Consider the following 18,419-nt stretch of genomic DNA (forward strand, 5'->3'; position numbering starts at 1 on the left):
TCAATGAGGAAATTTAGAGTTTTTTGAATTATTGTTCTACACAATAAAAAGGTAAGTTGCTATTACAAGGAAAGCTGCTAAAACCGATTGCTGCGGTGCCTGTTCCTGCTGTATCCCCTGCATTTCCATTACCAGAATCCACAGTCCATGATCCGCAATGATTGCCATTGTTTGTCCAATCTGCACTCAGACCTGTCCAAGCGGTGGCAGAGGTAGGTCGAATCCCCACGATGGGAAAAGTAAAAAGAGAAGCGGCAGTTGTAGTTCCAATCACCGTCGGACTGTCATTTCTCAAATAGGTAGAAAATGGTTTGAGAACCCAATCGATTTGCCCATCACCTACTCCAGCAGTTAAGGAGGCTCTACGAACGCCAGAACCACCATCGGCTAACATGGCTTTACAAATTTTACCTACAGGGCATTTTGCATCCGCTTGGCAAATGGCATCAGCACCAAAAACCCCTCCCAAAATTCCAGTATAACTGCTTGAAGTTGTAAAAATAATTTTATCATTGTCTATGATTTCCATAGAGATGATTTGATCTTGCAGTCTCATTGAGGAATCATTCGAAGTGACGACTAATCGAATCGAAAAATTGCGAGTTCCATTGATGATGGTATCATTTACAGCGGTTACCGCAATGCTTTTAGTTACACTCCAGTCAGAGCTTGTCCAAACAAAAGAAGGTGGAGAAACAGTCGCATAACTTGAATTACTTACAATTACTTGCACAGACACTGGATCTTTTGGCGCCATTCCTAAATACAAACCAAAAGAAAGAGACGACCCTTGGAGAGAGTTCCCACCAAACTCAGCGATGGTTCCAGTTGTCGAACTAACATTGAGCCCTGGGTTATTTACAATTTGCAGGCCCGGATAACAAGGATGATGTTTTTGTCCTAAAAAACCTAATTAAGCAGAAGTTTCCGCATAGGCTTTTGAGCTGATATCACAGGTATTATTCAAAGATCCATTAGCACATGAAATCAAAAAAAGGAACGAAAGATTGAGTAAAAGTCGCATAACAAGAAAAAAGAACGCATTCGACTTAAGTTCAGCCATAACCATAAATTGAAATTAGAACAACGTTTTCGACCTATGATTGGATGTAATTCAAATTTTGAACTTCAATATTTTTACTTACTTCATAATCCATCCCCACCAAACAGAGCTTTGTCAGAATATTTGCGACAAACCCTACAGCTATAGTAGTCACTAATGCTAACTGTCCATTCAAAACATGTGCTGCCACCGATGCCATAACAAGAATTACTTCAAAGCCATACATTTGGTGATCCAGCATCATTCACAACTAGAAATGGAAATTGCAGAAATGAGGTTACATTTGTATTGGCAATCAAATGCATGTAGTCCAGAAGATAATGGTAAGAATATTCAACTTTATTAATTAAACCAATTCAGATATTCTTTATTTTTAAAATTTTTATTTACACAAAACTTACCATTACTTAACTCTTGTTAAAAGAGAAAAATGTGAAAACAATATCCATATCAAATAGAATGATTTCAGTAATGTTAATGCTAACACTTATGTCCTTATTAAGCTGTGAAATAGCAGATAAAAAAAATGACGAAGCGAGCCAAAGTTCGCTACTTACACTTATTGGAATAGTTTCGCAAACAAGCCAGGCTCAAATTCCAGACACATATCAAAGTGTTGGAGGAACATTAACTGGTCAATTGAATGGAGGAACATTAGTTTTGCAACTTAATGGAGCAAACAACCTCTCTAGAAATACATTAGGGAATTTTTTGTTTAGCACAACAATCAAGTCAAATAGCAGTTACTCTGTTTCGGTTCTCTCAAATCCAAATGGAGTGACATGTGGAATTACGAATAAAGCCTCTGGAACCATCGGAACCTCGAATATAACTGACGTTACTGCAGATTGTAATATTTGTGGGAATGGAGTGAAGGTTTCCTACGAGGCTTGCGATGATGGTAACTTGGTGAATGGAGATGGATGTAACAATACATGTAGAGTAGAAGCCGGATTTTCTTGCAACAATTCGTCACCTTCCGTTTGTGTTAATATATAAAGCAAAATTTCTATGAATCATTGTTTTCAATCTGATTGTTTAATCTTGAAAATTTCAAGATAGATTGAAAACATTCCACTTTTAGAGAATAACTTTCAAATTCGCCCTATTTTCACTAAATTTGAGCAAAATATATAGTAAATCAATTCCCATATTCAAAAAGTTGAAAATTGAGATCGCCAAATTCAAGCCAAAATTGAATAGATATATCTCTAAATTATAATCTCCATAATGTTCTTGGCTGTATAAGGTTCATTGGAATAAGGAATTTTTTTACAATAGAAAACTTTTCATATCCAAGGTCGATGCCGACACTATCAGTCCAGCCAGAACAAGTATTACTATCGAAATACAAAACTGATCAAAACGATTTAAGAGAAGTCTTCACTCAGCTTGCTTTAAGGAATTCAAAAAGACATCCATCAAGTTTTTTATAGCAAGTTTCGTCGGTTCATCTGTAATTTGACCATCCAAAGAAACTTTTCCTTTCACTCCAGAAATCAAAAGATTTGTTTCCTCCGATAATTTAGCACCTATTGTTTTCAAAACTAACAGTAATGATTCATGTGCTTTTTCTCCGACGGAGGCTGCTGTAATCAAGGCTACCGGTTTGTCTGTAAACACAACAGAAGAAACAGCCCATTCCAACGCATTTTTCAATACACCTGGAATGCTAAATACATATTCAGGTGAACAAATAAAAACCCCGTCAGCAATTTGAATTTTATTTAAAAAATCTTTGATTACCATTGGTGTTTCTTCATCAGAAATGCCAGAGGCAAAAAAAGGAAACTTTTCAATCTCATCGTAAATTTTGAATTCACATTCTTCTGAAAAAGAATTTTGTAAGGTTTGCAGAATTTTTTTGTTATACGATGTAGGGCTAATTCCACCTGAAATGGCGAGAATTTTTGTTTTCGAATCTTTCATGTTTTATATAGACATTCCCATAATTTTTTTGGTTCCATCTGTTTCCTTGCTGTAAGAAAATAATTTCAATATAGAGAATTTTTCATAGCCATTGTCTTCTGTCTGGTATTCCCAGAGCCAACCCCATAAACTTCCCCTCTTAATGTATCCCCTCTCAATTTCCGTTTTTTCCTGATACAAAACACCTAACAATACGTAAGTTGAATATTGGTTATCATATTTAGTTTCATTATGATAATAACCGAGCCCAGCCATCATTAGTTCCGTTTTTTCTTCTTCCGAATCAAAAAGATAATAAAGAAATGGCCCATACAACCTTGACTTTTCTTTCTTTGCATCGGCAGTCCTTACGATTGGAAAAAAATTATATATGGTATTATAAGATTTGTCATCATAGCCTAACCAAAGAAAAGTCATTCGATTGATCTGAGATGGTTCTCTTTTAAAACTCCAAAGTAAATCACCCAAACTTCTGATCCTATAATCAGATTCAGTATTTTCTGATTCTATTAAATATAGAAAATTATAATGATGACCGCTTCTTTCCCATTTTAAATAATTAAAAAATGTAAACGTTGTAAAACCGTCACTATGCCAATAATTAAAAGAAAATGGAATCACAGAAAAACTAGAATCTGTTTTATAGAAAGGAAAAACTAATAGATGAGATAATTTTTCTTCTTTTGAATCCTCTTCTATTTTAGTTTTTGAGCTACTACTATAATTTCGCTCTTTATACCACTCCCAATCGACAAACCATAAAAAATTTGTTCTTGTTCGACTGCCTTTTATGTTTCGATAGAAAAAAGGAGTTACCCAAACAGTCTGTTCCCTTTCTGAACGAGAGGGATTTCGATCTTCATAAGAAATCCATAAAGGCCAAAATAAAAATTCCGTGCTGACCAAGGAGGCTCCTGTCCTCTTTTTATGAACTGATAATAATGTGAATGTATGACTATCGGAATATTCCTCTCTTTGATAGTTTCGATGAATATAAAATGGAAGGAACCTATGACCAGAATCAACATTCGACTCATAGACATTCACCAGAGGCCAAAGATACGAACGTTCCTTTCTGTTATTTTCTTTAATATCCTCGGTCAGATAAATGTTCAAAAGATAAGCCCGAAATTCTGAATCCTTATCTTTTTGTTTTCCATATAACGGAAACAATACTTTGTATTCCAAATCGTCAGATTGATAACTAAACCAAATCGGAAAAAAAGGCGGTAATAATACGACATTGTCTTTCGATGTTTCGTCCCAAGTAAACCAGGCAAGGGGTAATAATCGAATATGCCTTTTGGAATCGGCCCTCTCATAAGAGAAAATTCCGAAAAGAAAATTATAACCGATAAAACTATCACTATTCTCTCGGTTGAATTCTCTTTTTTTTACCAACTTGGGATTATCTATTTCGATCGATTTTGTTTTCTTAGAATCTAAGTCTCCATTCAGAACTTTGGTTCTTTGTGAATATCCAACTAAGTTGTATAAAACGCCAAAGTCAAAATCGACATACAAATCACTATTGTTAGTTGATAAATTCACATTAGCAGAGTTTGTTTTCGTATACCATAACAAATTGAAATGGTAGTCTTCTTCCGAGTCCGAATAGTTAAGATATATTGGGAAAACAAGATCGAATTCCTTCCCGGGAGCTCTGTAGTGTGCAAGGAAGGGGAAGCCAACTAATAGCCGCTCTTCCTTAGCCTTATCATTTGAATAATAAATAGGCCCCAACCAATATTCATTCTTATTGGAATGATAGTTATTATAATACAAAAGTAAAGGAAGGAATAAGTAATTTTCTTTCGAATAATACACTAACGGGAAAAACGAAAACTTATGAAGACCGTTTTTCTCACTTACTTCCAAATGCAATAAAGTGAAAAGACGAGTATAATGATTTTTATTTTCGACACTGGTGTTTCGATTGTGATAGTATAACAATGGGATGACGGGAAAGCCAAATTTGCTATTTGTTTCGTTCGAGTGAGAAAAGAAAAAGGGAATTGTGGTTAAATAGGAACTGTTTATATCCTTTCCCCAGAAAACCAATGGATAAAAAGATTGATCCACTGAATCTTTTTCTTTGGTTCGATTTACGTTGATGATTCGTTTGTATTCGCGGTTATCTGATTTGCTTTGTATATGATAGTAGAAAGGAAATACAGATTTTGTCTTTGCTTTTGGGTAGTCATAATAGCGATAGAAACCCAAGACTCGGACAGAATAATGGTCTGTCCAATTTTCTACGTCATAGAAAATATTACTGGCAATAAACTTAGCACTTCGCTCACTTCCATAAACCTTTATTTCCTTTTCTGATTCTAGATCAGGCCAAGTTTTTGCAAAGATTCCGTATGATAAAACAAAGAGATTGAAAACTAAAATGTTTTTATAAAAAATAATTGTCATTCCTTAGAAAATGCTAACAGCCATAGAATCATTATAGGCATTGCCATTTTTATGCAAGAAATTACTTTCTTATTTTGGGTTGTTCATTCATGGGAAGAAGCACCAGTTGTTTTGTTTTCTTAGGTAAATGTTCAATGATCTCCGCTGATTTGGGAAAAATCGAAGAAGCTTTGGTATATGCATATTGATAATTGATTTCGGAAACTAAAATTGGTTTAGAAGAGGGATACATTTGGCCGATTTGTTTTTTTCCATAGCGGTCATAAAATGGAATCACGGACTTAGAAATTGAACGATAAGGGAGGTAAGTGGATATCTTAATCAGTTTTCCTTCCTTATCATATTGATAATCGTTATAACCGAGTACGATTTCTTCATTAGATATAATAATGCCTTCCATGATGTCTTCTGTGAATTCGTATGTTCCTTTTCCCATTCCAAAGATAAAGGCTGTACCTGTAAATGCTACATAGACAATTCCGAAGGCAGCAAGAGCGACTACAGTACCTGTAGCATAAACAGGCATATAAACAGGAGCCAAATCATTGGCCCTTCGAATATCATATTCGTAGCTTAAAGGTTGTCTAAATCCAAAATTTTCAGACATATTGATTGCATAATAAACAGGGTATTGTAAATATTTTTCTGGTTCTAAACCTAAGTCTTTAGTATCAACTAAAATAGCGATACTTCTTACCATTCGATTGGTTTCTTTATCTCGTAAAATACCATAATACAATTCTCCCCGAGAATTAGGTCTTTCTATAGATCCAGAGAGGTTGGGAAGTATATACTCGGAGAATTCTAATTTTTTGACAAACTGAGCAGGCGCTAGCTTACCATTTAGGTTTAATTTTGGAATATGCACTTCCTGCGTAGCACAGGACACAAAGGAGATTAGGAAAACAAATGTTAAACTACGGAATTTGTTAGGTTTCATTTAAATATAAAAGATATAGTTAGTATTCCATTTGTAATAAACAATCTCTTTTTCGGATAACCAAAGACAAAACAAAATCGTTTACAAAAAAGCTTCAAAACTAATATTTATACGTTTCTACAACTGTTTGTAAATGTTCTCCTGTAACTTCAATGTCTTTTGCTGTTTCCAGAAGGACCAATGAATTATCAGCAATGACTTGTGTTCCAGTTGCTATCGTTTCGATGGATTTGGAGATTTCTTCGACTGCTATTTTTTCTTGAGATGCAGCATTTAAAATATGTAGCGAATTTTCATTGATTTTATGAACTGATTCCACAATACGATTAGTATCTTCTGTTTGTTTGTCCTGCGCAGAACTCACAAGTTTTGCCGTTTCTTGAATCTTAGAAATATTGTTCAGTAACTCTCTAAAACTTGCTTCTGTATTCATCATTAGGCCGACACTAGTTTTAATGGCAGTTTTAGTATCTGTAGTTAAGGCTTGAATGTTTCTAGTGTTGTGAGCCGTTTGTTCGGCAAGTTTTCCTATCTCTTCGGCAACCACTGCAAATCCGCGACCGAGATCACCTGCCCTTGCGGCTTCAATGGCTGCGTTAAGCGCGAGTAAGTTGGTTCGATCGGAGATCTCATTGATAATATTGACAACTTCATCGATCAATTCTGCTTTTTGATTCACAATATGAATGGAATCCGCAGTATTTTTCGTGGTTAACATTCCGTCGTTTGCTTGTTTGTAAAACTCTTCTGTAAGATTTGTCATCCCTAACATTGCATTGGCAACTTCTGCCATTGCGATTTTGAAGTCTGAAGTCACTTTTTCGATTTCTTTTAAGTGGTCAGCTTGAGTTGAGATACTTAAAAAAACATTATCCACAGAGGCGGCCAACTCTTCTGTTGCCGCAGAAGTTTCTTCGGTGGAAGCAGCTTGGTCCTGTGTTGTTGCGGAATAATTACGCACTAAATTTGCCGCTTCTTTTGATTTATCAGATAACTCGCCAGAAACTTGTCTTAAGATAAATACGATTTCAGTAATATTTAAGATAAAAACTCCCATCCATTTTAATAGACCTCCAATTTCATCATGAATTCCATAATCTAAATTTTCTTTTAGCTCTCCCGATCCACGTACGATTTGACTAATGATATTTGTACTATTTCTAATTACAGACATGATGCTTTGTATGATTAAATACTGAAGCACAATAAAAAAGATAAGAATGGCTACCGTAGCAAGTGTGATTATTAAAGCGTAATTTTTTGCAACCTGGGCTCGCTGCAAAAATTTTTCAGATAGTTGTTTTGAGATAATTTCGTTCACATTAAAAATTTGGTCGATCAAATTGGTCGTAGCATTGTAATATTCTAGAGGTTTTACCGTTGGTATTTTTTCTTTGATAACTCTATTTTGAATGAGTGCATGTAAGGAAGGGAAATCCGCTACTGCATCTTTGTAAGTAGCAACGATAGTTTTACTATCGGGATTGAACTTTGTAATAAATGCTATACTTACTGAAATTGATTCAAAGTGTCCGAGAGTGGCTCCCATAATTTCTTGAATCAAAATCTTTTCTGAATCTTCGGCCTTTTCCCTCTTTCCTAAATATGCCAATCCTGTAGCGCGAAGTTGACCAAGTTTTTCAGCCAAATAAGGTAGTTTCGAAAGGGAAACATCAATCATAAAGTAAGTATCTTTATCAGGATCTAAAAATAATCCAGAGGATTCCCCTACCTCACTATTCACGTTCAACATTTTTTTAATCAGACTTACATGGGCGATATAACTTTCTTTAGGTGTTAAAGTAAGGTTTACTTCTTTAAGGTGTTTCCAATCTTTATAAGTTTCTTTGGACAATTCATACACATGAAAGTGTTTCCCTTCCTCCTCATTTAATTCTAAAAATTTTTGATAAGCGGAATCTAATTCATATTCGATTTTTAAGGAAGGTTCTTTGGCTGATAAATCCGCACTTAAAACTCGAGCCAAAAGACCCCTATGTTTTGCAGTTAGTCGCATCAGTTTCGCAAGACTTAAATTGTATTCTGCACCTTTCAGTCGATTGAAGGAATCTTCATATTCAGTTTTTTTGATTAAGATTAAATTGATACCTAAAACCATCATCATTATGGCCATAAGTCCAAAGACAAACAAAAGTTTTGTTTTAATTTTAAATTTATATAGTATCTTTTTAGGATTTAAAGTAAATCCCGATTGTTGTGTCTTTGGATTCAGATAGAACTGCTCGCCAGTTTTGATTTGGGTTTCTGAGGCAGCGCGTTCCACGTACATGTGACCTACAGTTTTTCCTTCGGTATCGTAATAAGGGGTGATGGTTGTATTTGCCCAGAAATAGTTACCTGACTTAGTTTGGTTTTTCAACATTCCATTCCAAGGCTCATTTGAATTCAAAGTTTTGAAGATGTTGAAATCAATCGATTCCGGAGTTTCTGGATGTTGTATTTTTTTGAAGGAATGGCCGAGTAACTCACTTCTTCCAAATTCGCTCAATTTAACCAAATCATCGTTAACGGAGACTATATTACCACGCAAATCTGTTTTGATGGATAGAGTTGTGTTCTGCGGAATTTTCACCTGAATAGTCATACCATACTCCCCAAAGGCTATAATAAAAATAGAAAGGGAAACGAAATCGGAGGAATTAAGAAAAAAGAAAAATGGAAAAAGCAATCCAAGATTGATTCATTAATTGCAAAAGTTGGAAATTCTTTTTTTACGCTAATCTGGAAAAAAATGCTTCCCGAAACATGGCCTAAGCAGCGCAAATTTTTTCCCATTCAAATCAATTTTCTAAGAATTGGTTTTCTTTTGGAAATAAATTTCCAATTCTACTTTAACAATTTTGAATTATAAACTTTTTTTATGAAAGATTATTTTCAAAAAATATTTTTTACTTAAATCATTTCAAAACCAAACAAGGGAAGCGGTGGGATTTCATAAGGAGGAAAAAATAACTTCAAGTCTATACGCACAAACATCACCAATGAACCAAAAGAATAAAAAGATAATTCCTTTCATACAATCGATCCTCCGATAAAACTGATCCAATACAAAAAATAAGCTAACAATTGCTATCTATAACAAAAAAAATACCATATTTTCTAGAACTATTCTAGTTATAATTATAAAATTCAAAACACCTCACGCATGTTATTAAATTCATTCTAATATTTGAATTTCACAACTTATAAAAAACGAGTCGCTTTTGTTTCATTTAAAGTATTATCGTGTACATTCTTACATAAAAAATATCGCTTTAAACAAAACTTAGCGATCCATTTTACAAGAAGCGAAAGTAAGTTCCATTTGATTTACAAAAAGTAATCGGAGGATTTCAGAGTGGTCGTAAAGAAAAACGATGTCATTATCATCGGAGCGGGGATCGCTGGTTTGGTGGCGGCATTCGAATGCCTAAATCAAGGAAAAACGGTCTTAATCATTGAAAGAAATACCAAGCAACATATTGGTGGACTCGCCAAATTATCATTTGGTGGTATGGCTTTAGTTGGCACTCCACTGCAAAGGCGTCTAGGGATCAAAGATAGTCCTGCGATTGCCTTGGATGATTGGCATTCCTTCGCCGATTTTGGTCCACACGATGTTTTACCGAAGCAGTGGGCCAAACAGTATGTCCATGAAAGTGCTGAACAGGTTTATCATTGGTTACTCGGTCTCGACTTAAAGTTTTTTCCCGTTGTCAATTGGGTGGAACGAGGACAGTACAAGAGGGGAAACTCAGTGCCTCGTTACCATGTACTCTGGGGAACTGGCCATCGTTTGGTGGAACGTTTTGAAGAATTATTAAAAAATCATCCGAGTAATGACCGTTTGACTTATCTTTTTGAGCATAAAGTAACTGATTTGATCCAAGAGAATGGAAAAATTGTAGGTTGTATCGCCGAACAGGAGAATGCGAAACAGAATAATTTATCTTTTTTTGCCGAAAATGTGGTCGTAGCGACCGGTGGGATTACAGGATGCCTCGATAAAGTAAGAGAATACTGGTACAAACCTTGGGGGAAGCCACCTACAGAAATGCTCAACGGCTCCCATCCTTTTGCTGATGGACTAGTTCATGATGCTGTGAGTCGGCATGGTGGCAATCTTACCCATCTGGATAAGATGTGGAATTATGCAGCAGGGATTCCCAATCCCAAACCAGAATTCGAAGCCCATGGGCTCAGTTTGATCCCCTGTAAGTCTGCCTTGTGGTTGGACCATAGTGGCCGTAGGCTTGGACCGGAACCAATGGTGACCGGATTTGATACCAATGAACTTTGTCGTCGAATTTCGCAATTAGACAAACCCTACACCTGGCAACTGTTAAACTGGCGAATTGCCGCCAAAGAACTGGCAGTTTCGGGTTCGGAACACAATCCCATGATCCGAGATCGAAAACTATTTTCCTTCCTAAGAGAAGTTTTACTCGGCAACCACCGCTTAGTGCGACAGTTACAAAAAGAAAGTGATCATTTTATCGTGGCTCATGATTTACGGGAACTTGTGAATCAAATGAATCGCTTAAATGGTGACCAAGCAATTGATTTCGAAGTATTAAAAAACGAAGTGACTCAGTTTGATGATATGATCCGGCGCGGAAAAGGGCTTTGGAACGACGACCAATTAAGAAGGATCCAACATGCTAGATCTTGGCGCTCCGATCGAGTGCGTACCTGCAAACCCAAACCCATTCTCGATCCAAGTGCAGGACCTCTCATTGCCATCAAACTGCGACTCATTACCCGCAAAAGCCTTGGGGGAATTCAAACCGATTTACAAAGTCGCGTATTAAATACGTTAGGTGCACCGATCGAAGGTTTATATGCAATTGGGGAAGCTGCGGGATTTGGTGGTGGTGGTGCAAGTGGTTTTAAATCTCTAGAAGGAACTTTTCTCTCTGGCTGTATATTGACTGCAAGAGCTGCGGCAAAGTCGATCGGTGTCAGTGTTTAAAGAAAGTAATAAGTAATCACAAAGGAAATAAAAACATGAATAAAACAGGTGCTTGGTTAGTAAGATATGCTCTGGAACAAATTGGAGTTCGTTATACCTTTGGAATTCCCGGAGTCCACAATACCGAAATTTATGATGAACTCAATAGTTCAGATTCCGTCACCCCGATGTTAGTCACCCATGAAGGTTGTGGTGCCTTTATGGCCGATGCCATCAGTCGTACCAGTGATTCCATTGGGACCTTACTCATTGTGCCCGCAGCAGGAGTGACTCATGCAGCAAGCGGGATCGGAGAAGCTTTTTTAGATGGCATTCCCATGCTCGTCATTGCCGGCGGAGTTCGAAGTGATTCACAATTTAAATACCAACTGCATGATATGGACCAACATACACTGCTCAAACCCATTACTAAAAAAACATTTAAAGTAAAATCGCAAGACGAAGTGGTGGAAACTCTTTACGAGGCGTATCAAATCGCTGTTAGTGGAGAGCCAGGGCCTGTATTTGTGGAAATTCCAGTCAATATTCAGCTATATACTGGTCCGGTACAAAACCTTCGCACATACAAAGATTACTGCAAGGCACAAACTATAACCTATCCACCATTTCCTTTTGCAAGTATAGACGAGGCTGTGGAACTATTGGCGAAGGCCAAGTCACCTGGTTTGTTTTTAGGATGGGGGGCGGTCGACGCAACAACATCCACGATAGAAATTGCCGAACTACTAGGTGCACCAGTATCGACCACCTTACAGGGTTTAAGTGCATTTCCAGGGAATCATCCTTTGCATTGCGGAATGAGTTTTGGCGCTGCCGCAGTTCCTGCGGCAACAAAAGCATTTTCTGATTGTGATTGTTTACTTGCGGTAGGAACTCGTTTTGCCGAAATTGCTACCGCAAGCTTTGGAGTGACTGTTCCCAAAAATCTCATTCATATCGACATCAACCCCGATGTATTAAGTGCCAATTATCCAGCCAAAGTAGGCATTACTGGCGACGCTAAATTAATATTACCCGAATTGGTAAAAAAACTCAAACTTAAGTTAGATGAAACCAAACAAAACCGGAATGACCACAGACAAAAAATCCAATTAGAGATTCTTAAAAATAAAAAAGCGTACACGGAAGAATGGTTCCAACATGACAGCAAGGATAGAGTCAATCCTGCAAGATTTTTCAGCGTTTTGCGTTCCACACTTCCCGATGATGGTTTTGTTGTGGTGGATGATGGCAACCATACATTTCTTACAGCAGAACTAATGCCGATCCATAAACCAAGGCATATGATTTCTCCGACTGATTTTAATTGTATGGGTTATGCGGTGCCGGCAACGATCGCCACAAAACTAGCCAACCCCGACAAGGCAGTGGTGGGTATCATAGGAGATGGTGCTTTCCTTATGACCTGTATGGAAATTGTGACTGCCAGTAGAAACCATATCGGAGCGATTTTTGCCGTCTTCAATGATGGTGAGTTATCCCAAATCGCACAGGCCCAACAAGTTCCTTACAATCGCAAAACCTGCACGGTTCTTGGGGCCACACGTTTTGAAGGGATCGCCCTTGCTACCGGTGCCGAATATATTCGTATAGAAACAAATGGCGAGATTCAAGAAAAGTTAGAAGCCGCTTGGAACCTTACCAAACAGGGGAACCCCGTCATTTTGGATGTCCATATTGATTACAGTAAAAAAACCCGTTTCACCCAAGGAATTGTGGGAACGAATCTAAAACGCCTTCCCTTTGCTACAAAATTGAGAATGATCAGTCGAGCCCTCGTGAGAAAAGTGACGGGATAGGATGATTATTTTTTCTTGCGTATCTTACTTGCACCCATGGAAGGACTTCTCGATTACCGCTTACGTGATACCCTAACACGCGTAGGTGGGTTTGATGAATGTGTCAGCGAATTCATTCGAGTGAATGATACGCTTCTCCCCTCACACCGGTTTTACCGTTATGTTCCCGAGTTGTATGAAGGATGCCGAACCAAAGCAGGCGTTCCAGTGAAGGTGCAACTTCTGGGTTCCGATCCCATTTGTATGGCAGAGAACGCAAGTAAGGTGGCCTCTCTCGGTGCATACGGGATTGATATTAATTTTGGATGTCCTGCTCCCACAGTGAACCGTAACCGGGGAGGTGCGGCTCTCCTCAAAGAACCCGATCTTATGTTTGCCATTGTAAAAGCGATTCGTAGCGCCGTTCCCAAAAACATTCCAGTCACTGCAAAAATGCGATTAGGTTTTGATTCCACAGAACTAGCGCTAGTTTGTGCAAAAGCTCTAGAAGAGGGAGGAGTCGAAGAAATAGTCGTCCATGCCAGAACGAAAACCGATGGATACAAACCTCCTGCCTACTGGGATTGGATCGCAAAAATTCGTGCTGCAGTAAAGGTTCCTGTTGTTGCGAATGGAGAAGTTTGGACTGCCGAAGATGCTAAAAGGTGTCTTGCAGTTTCTGGCTGCCACGACATTATGATTGGACGAGGTGTCGTTGCAAACCCAGCCCTTGCTTTAATGATTCGCACAGACAGAAATAAAAGCCTCCCATGGGAAGAAATGAAAGAAATTTTGTTCCAGTATTGGTTGAGTTTAGAAACAGATATGGAAGCAAAAAGCCGGGCAGGAAGAATCAAACAATGGTTACACTATTTATCGCGTGAGTATCCGGAAGCTGAAAAAGATTTTGAAACGGTAAAACGATTCACAAACTTGGATGACTTTACAAAGTATCTGAATGCGCAAGTAACCATGGCATAGGACAGATTTTTTTGTATTGAGATCCAACTACGACTGACAATGGATTGGTTTTATCTACCTAATTAAATTGGTTCACTTTTTCTAAAAAGGACTTCACTCCGTCTTCATACAACCTCCTATCCCAAAGAAGAAGTTTTTTCCTTTAAAAACCAATACACTTCTTTATCCTATTCCTTATGTTCGAATCGTTTTCCAACTCTGAAATCCTTTCCGGTATGATCACCCCAGCAGTTCTTGTATCCGCCTGCGCTAGTTTGATATTTTCCACAGCCAACAGACTGGGTCGTATTTTTGATCGAGTGAATCTATTAAAGTCGGAAGTGGAATTCCTTTTAGAAGGCAAACGAGGGTTTCAAAAGGAACGAATGGTCTATATGCGCCAACAACTCTCTGTCCAAAAAAAACGTGCCGTTCTCATCCAACGTTCCATGGCATTTTTGTATTTGGCAACCTCTCTCTTTGTGGTTTCGAGTCTGACTTTAGCCATCACTCTTGCCTTTGCCAAAGGGTATGCTTGGATTCCCACTGTAGTGGCAATTACTGGAGGAGTTTGTTTATTTTTGGCAAGTGCCCTTCTTTTTTATGAAAGCAGATACAATTTAACATTCATTAATCGACAAATTGAATTTACTGAGTTTTTAGAAAGAGAAGTGCAAGGGAAATAAAAGTCAGGAAACCATGGCCCAAAAAGAAGTTTTTTTATTTTCTTTTTGGGGCGCCTCGAATCCTAACAATCACAAACAAAATTTCGATTACCGACCGCGTTATACGCTCCAATCTTTCGCATCGCGAAAGGATTTCCGCTACTACCGCTGGCGCTTAGATTTCATTTTGAATCTTCATCAAAAAATCACCAATATAAAATTGCGATGATTTCTCATGATCTCTTGTGGACTCGCGCCAGGGCTCCGTAGGGCTTGGTCTGAAGAGGCGTAAGCCCGCTGAAGACGGGAGCAAAGCGCACCCCGAAGAGAGCCCGCCCGGGTGCCCTAGAATGCAAACTATGAACTTATCGAAATTAAAATCTGAGATTTTCAGAAAGGGCGTGTGAAAAGGAGCTGGTCGTGGTAAAGGGAACGCATTGGGTGGCGGGTCTAGTTCCCCACCCGAGTCAGGGCGGGGAGTACAAAATCCACACCCCCAGCCCCTCCGACCCTCTTTTGTAACAAATCTGACAAAAAAAAACGATTTTCCTGTCACCTTGGCTTTCTAGAACGGTAAGTAAAAATTAGATTCGGAAATTCCTTCATGAGAGAAATCAAAACTGTCACGATTTTAGGTGCCAACGGAGCCATGGGCTCTGGAAGTGCAGGCGTCATTGCCGCCTTCGGTGGTGCTAAAGTCCATATGCTCGCTAGAGATGTTGAAAAAGCCAAACAGGGTATCGAAGCCGCTGTCGCATCCGTAAAAACGGATACAATTCGCGCAAGAATGATCCCTGGTTCCTACGATGCGGATCTGGAAAAAGCTGTCGCTGAGTCAGATTGGGTATTCGAACTCGTGGCGGAAAGTTACGAAGTCAAAGAACCGATTAACATTCGTATTGCGAAAGCTCGTCGTCCCGGAACCATCGTGTCCACTGTGTCTTCTGGTCTTTCCATTGGTCGTTTGGCAAAAGCTTACGATGAAGATGGCCAAAAACATTACTACGGAACACATTTTTTCAACCCTCCTTATAAAATGATCCTTTGTGAACTCGTAACTCACTCTGGAAATGATAAAAAAGTCACACAAGCGTTAGGTGAATACTTGGATAAAGTGTTAGGCCGTGCTGTTGTGTATACAAATGACACTCCTGCCTTTGCTGGAAACCGCATTGGGTTTCAGTTGATGAACGAAGTGGCACACTTTGCAGAAAAGTATGCTGACAAAGGGGGAATTGCCCTCCTTGACGAAATCATGTCTGGTTACACTGGCCGCGCTATGGGACCACTCGCAACTGCTGACTTCGTGGGACTTGATGTTCACAAAGCAATTGTAGACAATATCTACGACAATACAAAAGACGAAGCTCACGAAACATTCAAACTTCCTGGTTACTTCCAAAAGTTAATCGATGCCGGTAAACTTGGTATGAAATCTGGTGGTGGTCTCACAAAAGTTGTGAAACACGCTGACGGAAAACGGGAAAAGTTTGTTTATAATATCAAAACTGGTGAGTACGATCCGTACCCAAAATTTGATATTCCTTTTATCAAAGAAGCTCGCCAAAAAATCAAAGAGTCCGACTACAAAGGTGCGATGGACGTAGTAAAAAAAGCAAGTGGCTTTGAAGCTGACATTGCTCGTTACTTCATTTCACGTTACATCAGTTATTCGCTCTCCCTTGTTGGGGAAGTGGTGGATACAAAAGAAAACACTGACGGCGCTATGGGTTTCGGTTTTAACTGGGTTCCAGCTTCCGCTTTTGTTGATTTCCTTGGTGGCCCCAAAGAAACAATTAAGCTAATGGAAGCGTCTAAAATACCAGTTCCCAAACTTTTAAAAGATGCAAAAGAAGGCAAAAAGTTTTACGAACTTGGCGACAAACTGGATGCAAGGTCTCTCTTCAAAGGTTAATTAGGAGTATCATATGAGTGAAAAAGTATTTGTACTAGGTGGGGAACAAACCGACTTCCAACGCAACTGGACCAAAGAAGGAAAAACCTTCATGTCTATGATGCGAGAAGTATTAGATGATGCTCTTGAGAAAGTTGGCATTAGCTACGATGAAATCAAACGATTAAATAAAGAAAACAAAGTGGCTGTATTTGTTGGTAACTTCGATGCAGAACAGTATGCCAACCAAGGCCACTTAGGTGCTTTTTTGACAGAAGTAAACCCGGCTCTTTTTGGTGTTCCTGGGGCTCGTTACGAAGCCGCTTGTGCTTCTGGATCCGTTGCCCTCGACGCTGCCATCACACATATCCGTGCCGAAGATTATGATCTAGCGATCGTTCTTGGTGTGGAAGTGATGAAAACAGTTTCTTCCTCAGTGGGTGGAGACTTTCTTGGAACAGCTGCTTATTACGATAAAGAAGCGAAGGGAGTTCAGTTTCCTTTCCCTAAACTTTTCGGAAAACTAGCAGATGTTATCTTGGAGCGTTACGAACTAAAAGAAGAACGATTTATGGATGCTCTTGCAGAAATTTCTCGGATCAACTACGCAAACGCAAAACGTAACCCAAAAGCACAAACTCGCACATGGTTCATGAACAAAGAACATGCGATGGCTCGCGGTGGAGATAACAATATGGCTGTGGGGGGAAGACTTTGTATCACTGACTGTTCTCAAGTTACAGACGGTGCTGCTGTCACCATCCTTGCTTCTAAAGATTACACGAAAGAATACGCTAAAAAAACTGGTCGTAAAATCGATGATATCCCTCGCGTCAAAGGTTGGGGCCACCGTGTAGCACCGATTACATTTGAAGCAAAAAAACAAGAATCCGTTGGGGACAAATACATCCTTCCATGGACTCGCCAAACAGTAAAAGATGCATACAAACGTGCTGACTTAGATGTAAAAAACATTGATGTGTTTGAAACACATGACTGTTTTACTTCTTCTGAGTATGCGGCGATTTCTGCGTTTGGAATTTCTGAGCCAGGAAAAGAACATATCGCGATCGAAGACGGAACCATTGACTTTGGTGGTAAAAAACCAATCAATCCATCTGGTGGACTCATCGGTGTGGGTCACCCTGTAGGTGCCTCCGGTGTTCGTATGATGCTCGACCTCTACAAACAAGTCACAAACACAGCTGGTGATTACCAAGTAAAAGGCGCTAAAAATGGCCTGATGCTCAACATCGGTGGATCTGCGACTACGAACTTCGTGTTCATCTTAGGGAAGTAGATAAATTCTAAGAGGAGTCGGCATCATTCCGATTCCTCTTTGGTTCCCACATACTGTCTCAATTTCCATTTCCAAAAAAAATCTTAAACATTATAGTTTATTAAAAAAATTTATGGTTACTTTCTTGAAAAAACTGGAGTATTCCAATTTCGCACGATTGTAAGCCAAATAAAGTTGGAGATTATATTCAGCTGCTCTCCATTTATATCAATTTAATGCAACAAACCGAGTTGAAGTCTATTAGTGTAATAGGCTTTTATTTAGCTCTAGTATCTGTGATCTTAGCTTCTGATAATTACAAAAATGCAGTCATCTCATTAAATATTTTTTTGTTTGTTATTGGCTTATTGGCAACTTACATCAACTATTCGTTTAGAGGCTGGAAGAAAGATTACCTAACTCATGCAAAAAGTATTGTTCAACTCATATTAGTCGAATTTCCGAATTTTGATGAGTGTAAGCATATTCCGATAGCATTACGTAAAAAATTCACACCA

At 38.6% G+C, this 18,419-nt stretch carries 13 protein-coding genes; 7 read left to right on the plus strand and 6 right to left on the minus strand.

Annotation, left to right across the window (positions count from 1 at the left end; all coding sequences use genetic code 11):
• Positions 1-28 precede the first annotated feature (28 nt).
• Positions 29-757 (minus strand): DUF1554 domain-containing protein, encoded by a 729-nt coding sequence (locus JWG40_RS18695; protein ID WP_232369492.1) that lies wholly within the window; start codon positions 755-757, stop codon positions 29-31.
• Positions 758-1,097: 340 nt separating this feature from the next.
• Complete coding sequence (locus JWG40_RS18700) at positions 1,098-1,304, minus strand: hypothetical protein (RefSeq protein ID WP_205287268.1); 207 nt, start codon at positions 1,302-1,304, stop codon at positions 1,098-1,100.
• Between the two features lie 191 nt (positions 1,305-1,495).
• Here JWG40_RS18700 and JWG40_RS18705 point away from each other — a divergent pair, with 191 nt between their 5' ends.
• Positions 1,496-2,062 (plus strand): myxococcus cysteine-rich repeat containing protein, encoded by a 567-nt coding sequence (locus JWG40_RS18705; RefSeq protein WP_205287269.1) that lies wholly within the window; start codon positions 1,496-1,498, stop codon positions 2,060-2,062.
• 384 nt (positions 2,063-2,446) lie between these two features.
• Here the strand turns inward: JWG40_RS18705 and JWG40_RS18710 are convergent, their stop codons facing one another.
• The 4 genes from JWG40_RS18710 to JWG40_RS18725 all read right to left on the minus strand — a co-directional run bounded on the left by JWG40_RS18710 (position 2,447) and on the right by JWG40_RS18725 (position 8,958).
• On the minus strand, positions 2,447-2,992 hold the full coding sequence (locus JWG40_RS18710) for an NADPH-dependent FMN reductase (protein WP_205287270.1): 546 nt from the start codon (positions 2,990-2,992) through the stop codon (positions 2,447-2,449).
• Between the two features lie 3 nt (positions 2,993-2,995).
• Entirely contained in the window at positions 2,996-5,413 is a 2,418-nt protein-coding gene (locus JWG40_RS18715; protein WP_205287271.1) for an LA_1737 family protein, read from the minus strand.
• A 61-nt stretch (positions 5,414-5,474) separates the two neighbouring features.
• Positions 5,475-6,353, minus strand: coding sequence for a hypothetical protein (locus JWG40_RS18720; protein WP_205287272.1), 879 nt, complete (start codon positions 6,351-6,353; stop codon positions 5,475-5,477).
• Positions 6,354-6,453: 100 nt separating this feature from the next.
• Positions 6,454-8,958: a methyl-accepting chemotaxis protein gene (locus tag JWG40_RS18725; RefSeq protein WP_205287273.1), complete on the minus strand. Its 2,505-nt coding sequence runs from the start codon at positions 8,956-8,958 to the stop codon at positions 6,454-6,456.
• Positions 8,959-9,711: 753 nt separating this feature from the next.
• On the opposite strand from JWG40_RS18725, the gene JWG40_RS18730 reads away from it, so the two are divergent.
• The 6 genes from JWG40_RS18730 to JWG40_RS18755 all read left to right on the plus strand — a co-directional run bounded on the left by JWG40_RS18730 (position 9,712) and on the right by JWG40_RS18755 (position 17,922).
• A complete protein-coding gene (locus JWG40_RS18730; RefSeq protein WP_205287274.1) occupies positions 9,712-11,325 on the plus strand; it encodes an FAD-binding dehydrogenase in 1,614 nt (537 codons plus the stop codon).
• A 35-nt stretch (positions 11,326-11,360) separates the two neighbouring features.
• Positions 11,361-13,124 (plus strand): thiamine pyrophosphate-binding protein, encoded by a 1,764-nt coding sequence (locus tag JWG40_RS18735; RefSeq protein ID WP_205287275.1) that lies wholly within the window; start codon positions 11,361-11,363, stop codon positions 13,122-13,124.
• Between the two features lie 15 nt (positions 13,125-13,139).
• On the plus strand, positions 13,140-14,084 hold the full coding sequence (locus JWG40_RS18740) for a tRNA dihydrouridine synthase (protein WP_205287276.1): 945 nt from the start codon (positions 13,140-13,142) through the stop codon (positions 14,082-14,084).
• Between the two features lie 176 nt (positions 14,085-14,260).
• Positions 14,261-14,749, plus strand: coding sequence for a DUF2721 domain-containing protein (locus JWG40_RS18745; RefSeq protein WP_205287277.1), 489 nt, complete (start codon positions 14,261-14,263; stop codon positions 14,747-14,749).
• A 583-nt stretch (positions 14,750-15,332) separates the two neighbouring features.
• On the plus strand, positions 15,333-16,643 hold the full coding sequence (locus JWG40_RS18750) for a 3-hydroxyacyl-CoA dehydrogenase NAD-binding domain-containing protein (RefSeq protein WP_205287278.1): 1,311 nt from the start codon (positions 15,333-15,335) through the stop codon (positions 16,641-16,643).
• Positions 16,644-16,656: 13 nt separating this feature from the next.
• The gene (locus JWG40_RS18755; protein ID WP_205287279.1) at positions 16,657-17,922 is read left to right on the plus strand and encodes an acetyl-CoA acetyltransferase; all 1,266 of its coding nucleotides are present in this window, start codon (positions 16,657-16,659) and stop codon (positions 17,920-17,922) included.
• Positions 17,923-18,419: the final 497 nt, after the last annotated feature.

Source organism: Leptospira abararensis, assembly GCF_016918735.1.
Taxonomy (GTDB): domain Bacteria; phylum Spirochaetota; class Leptospiria; order Leptospirales; family Leptospiraceae; genus Leptospira_A; species Leptospira_A abararensis.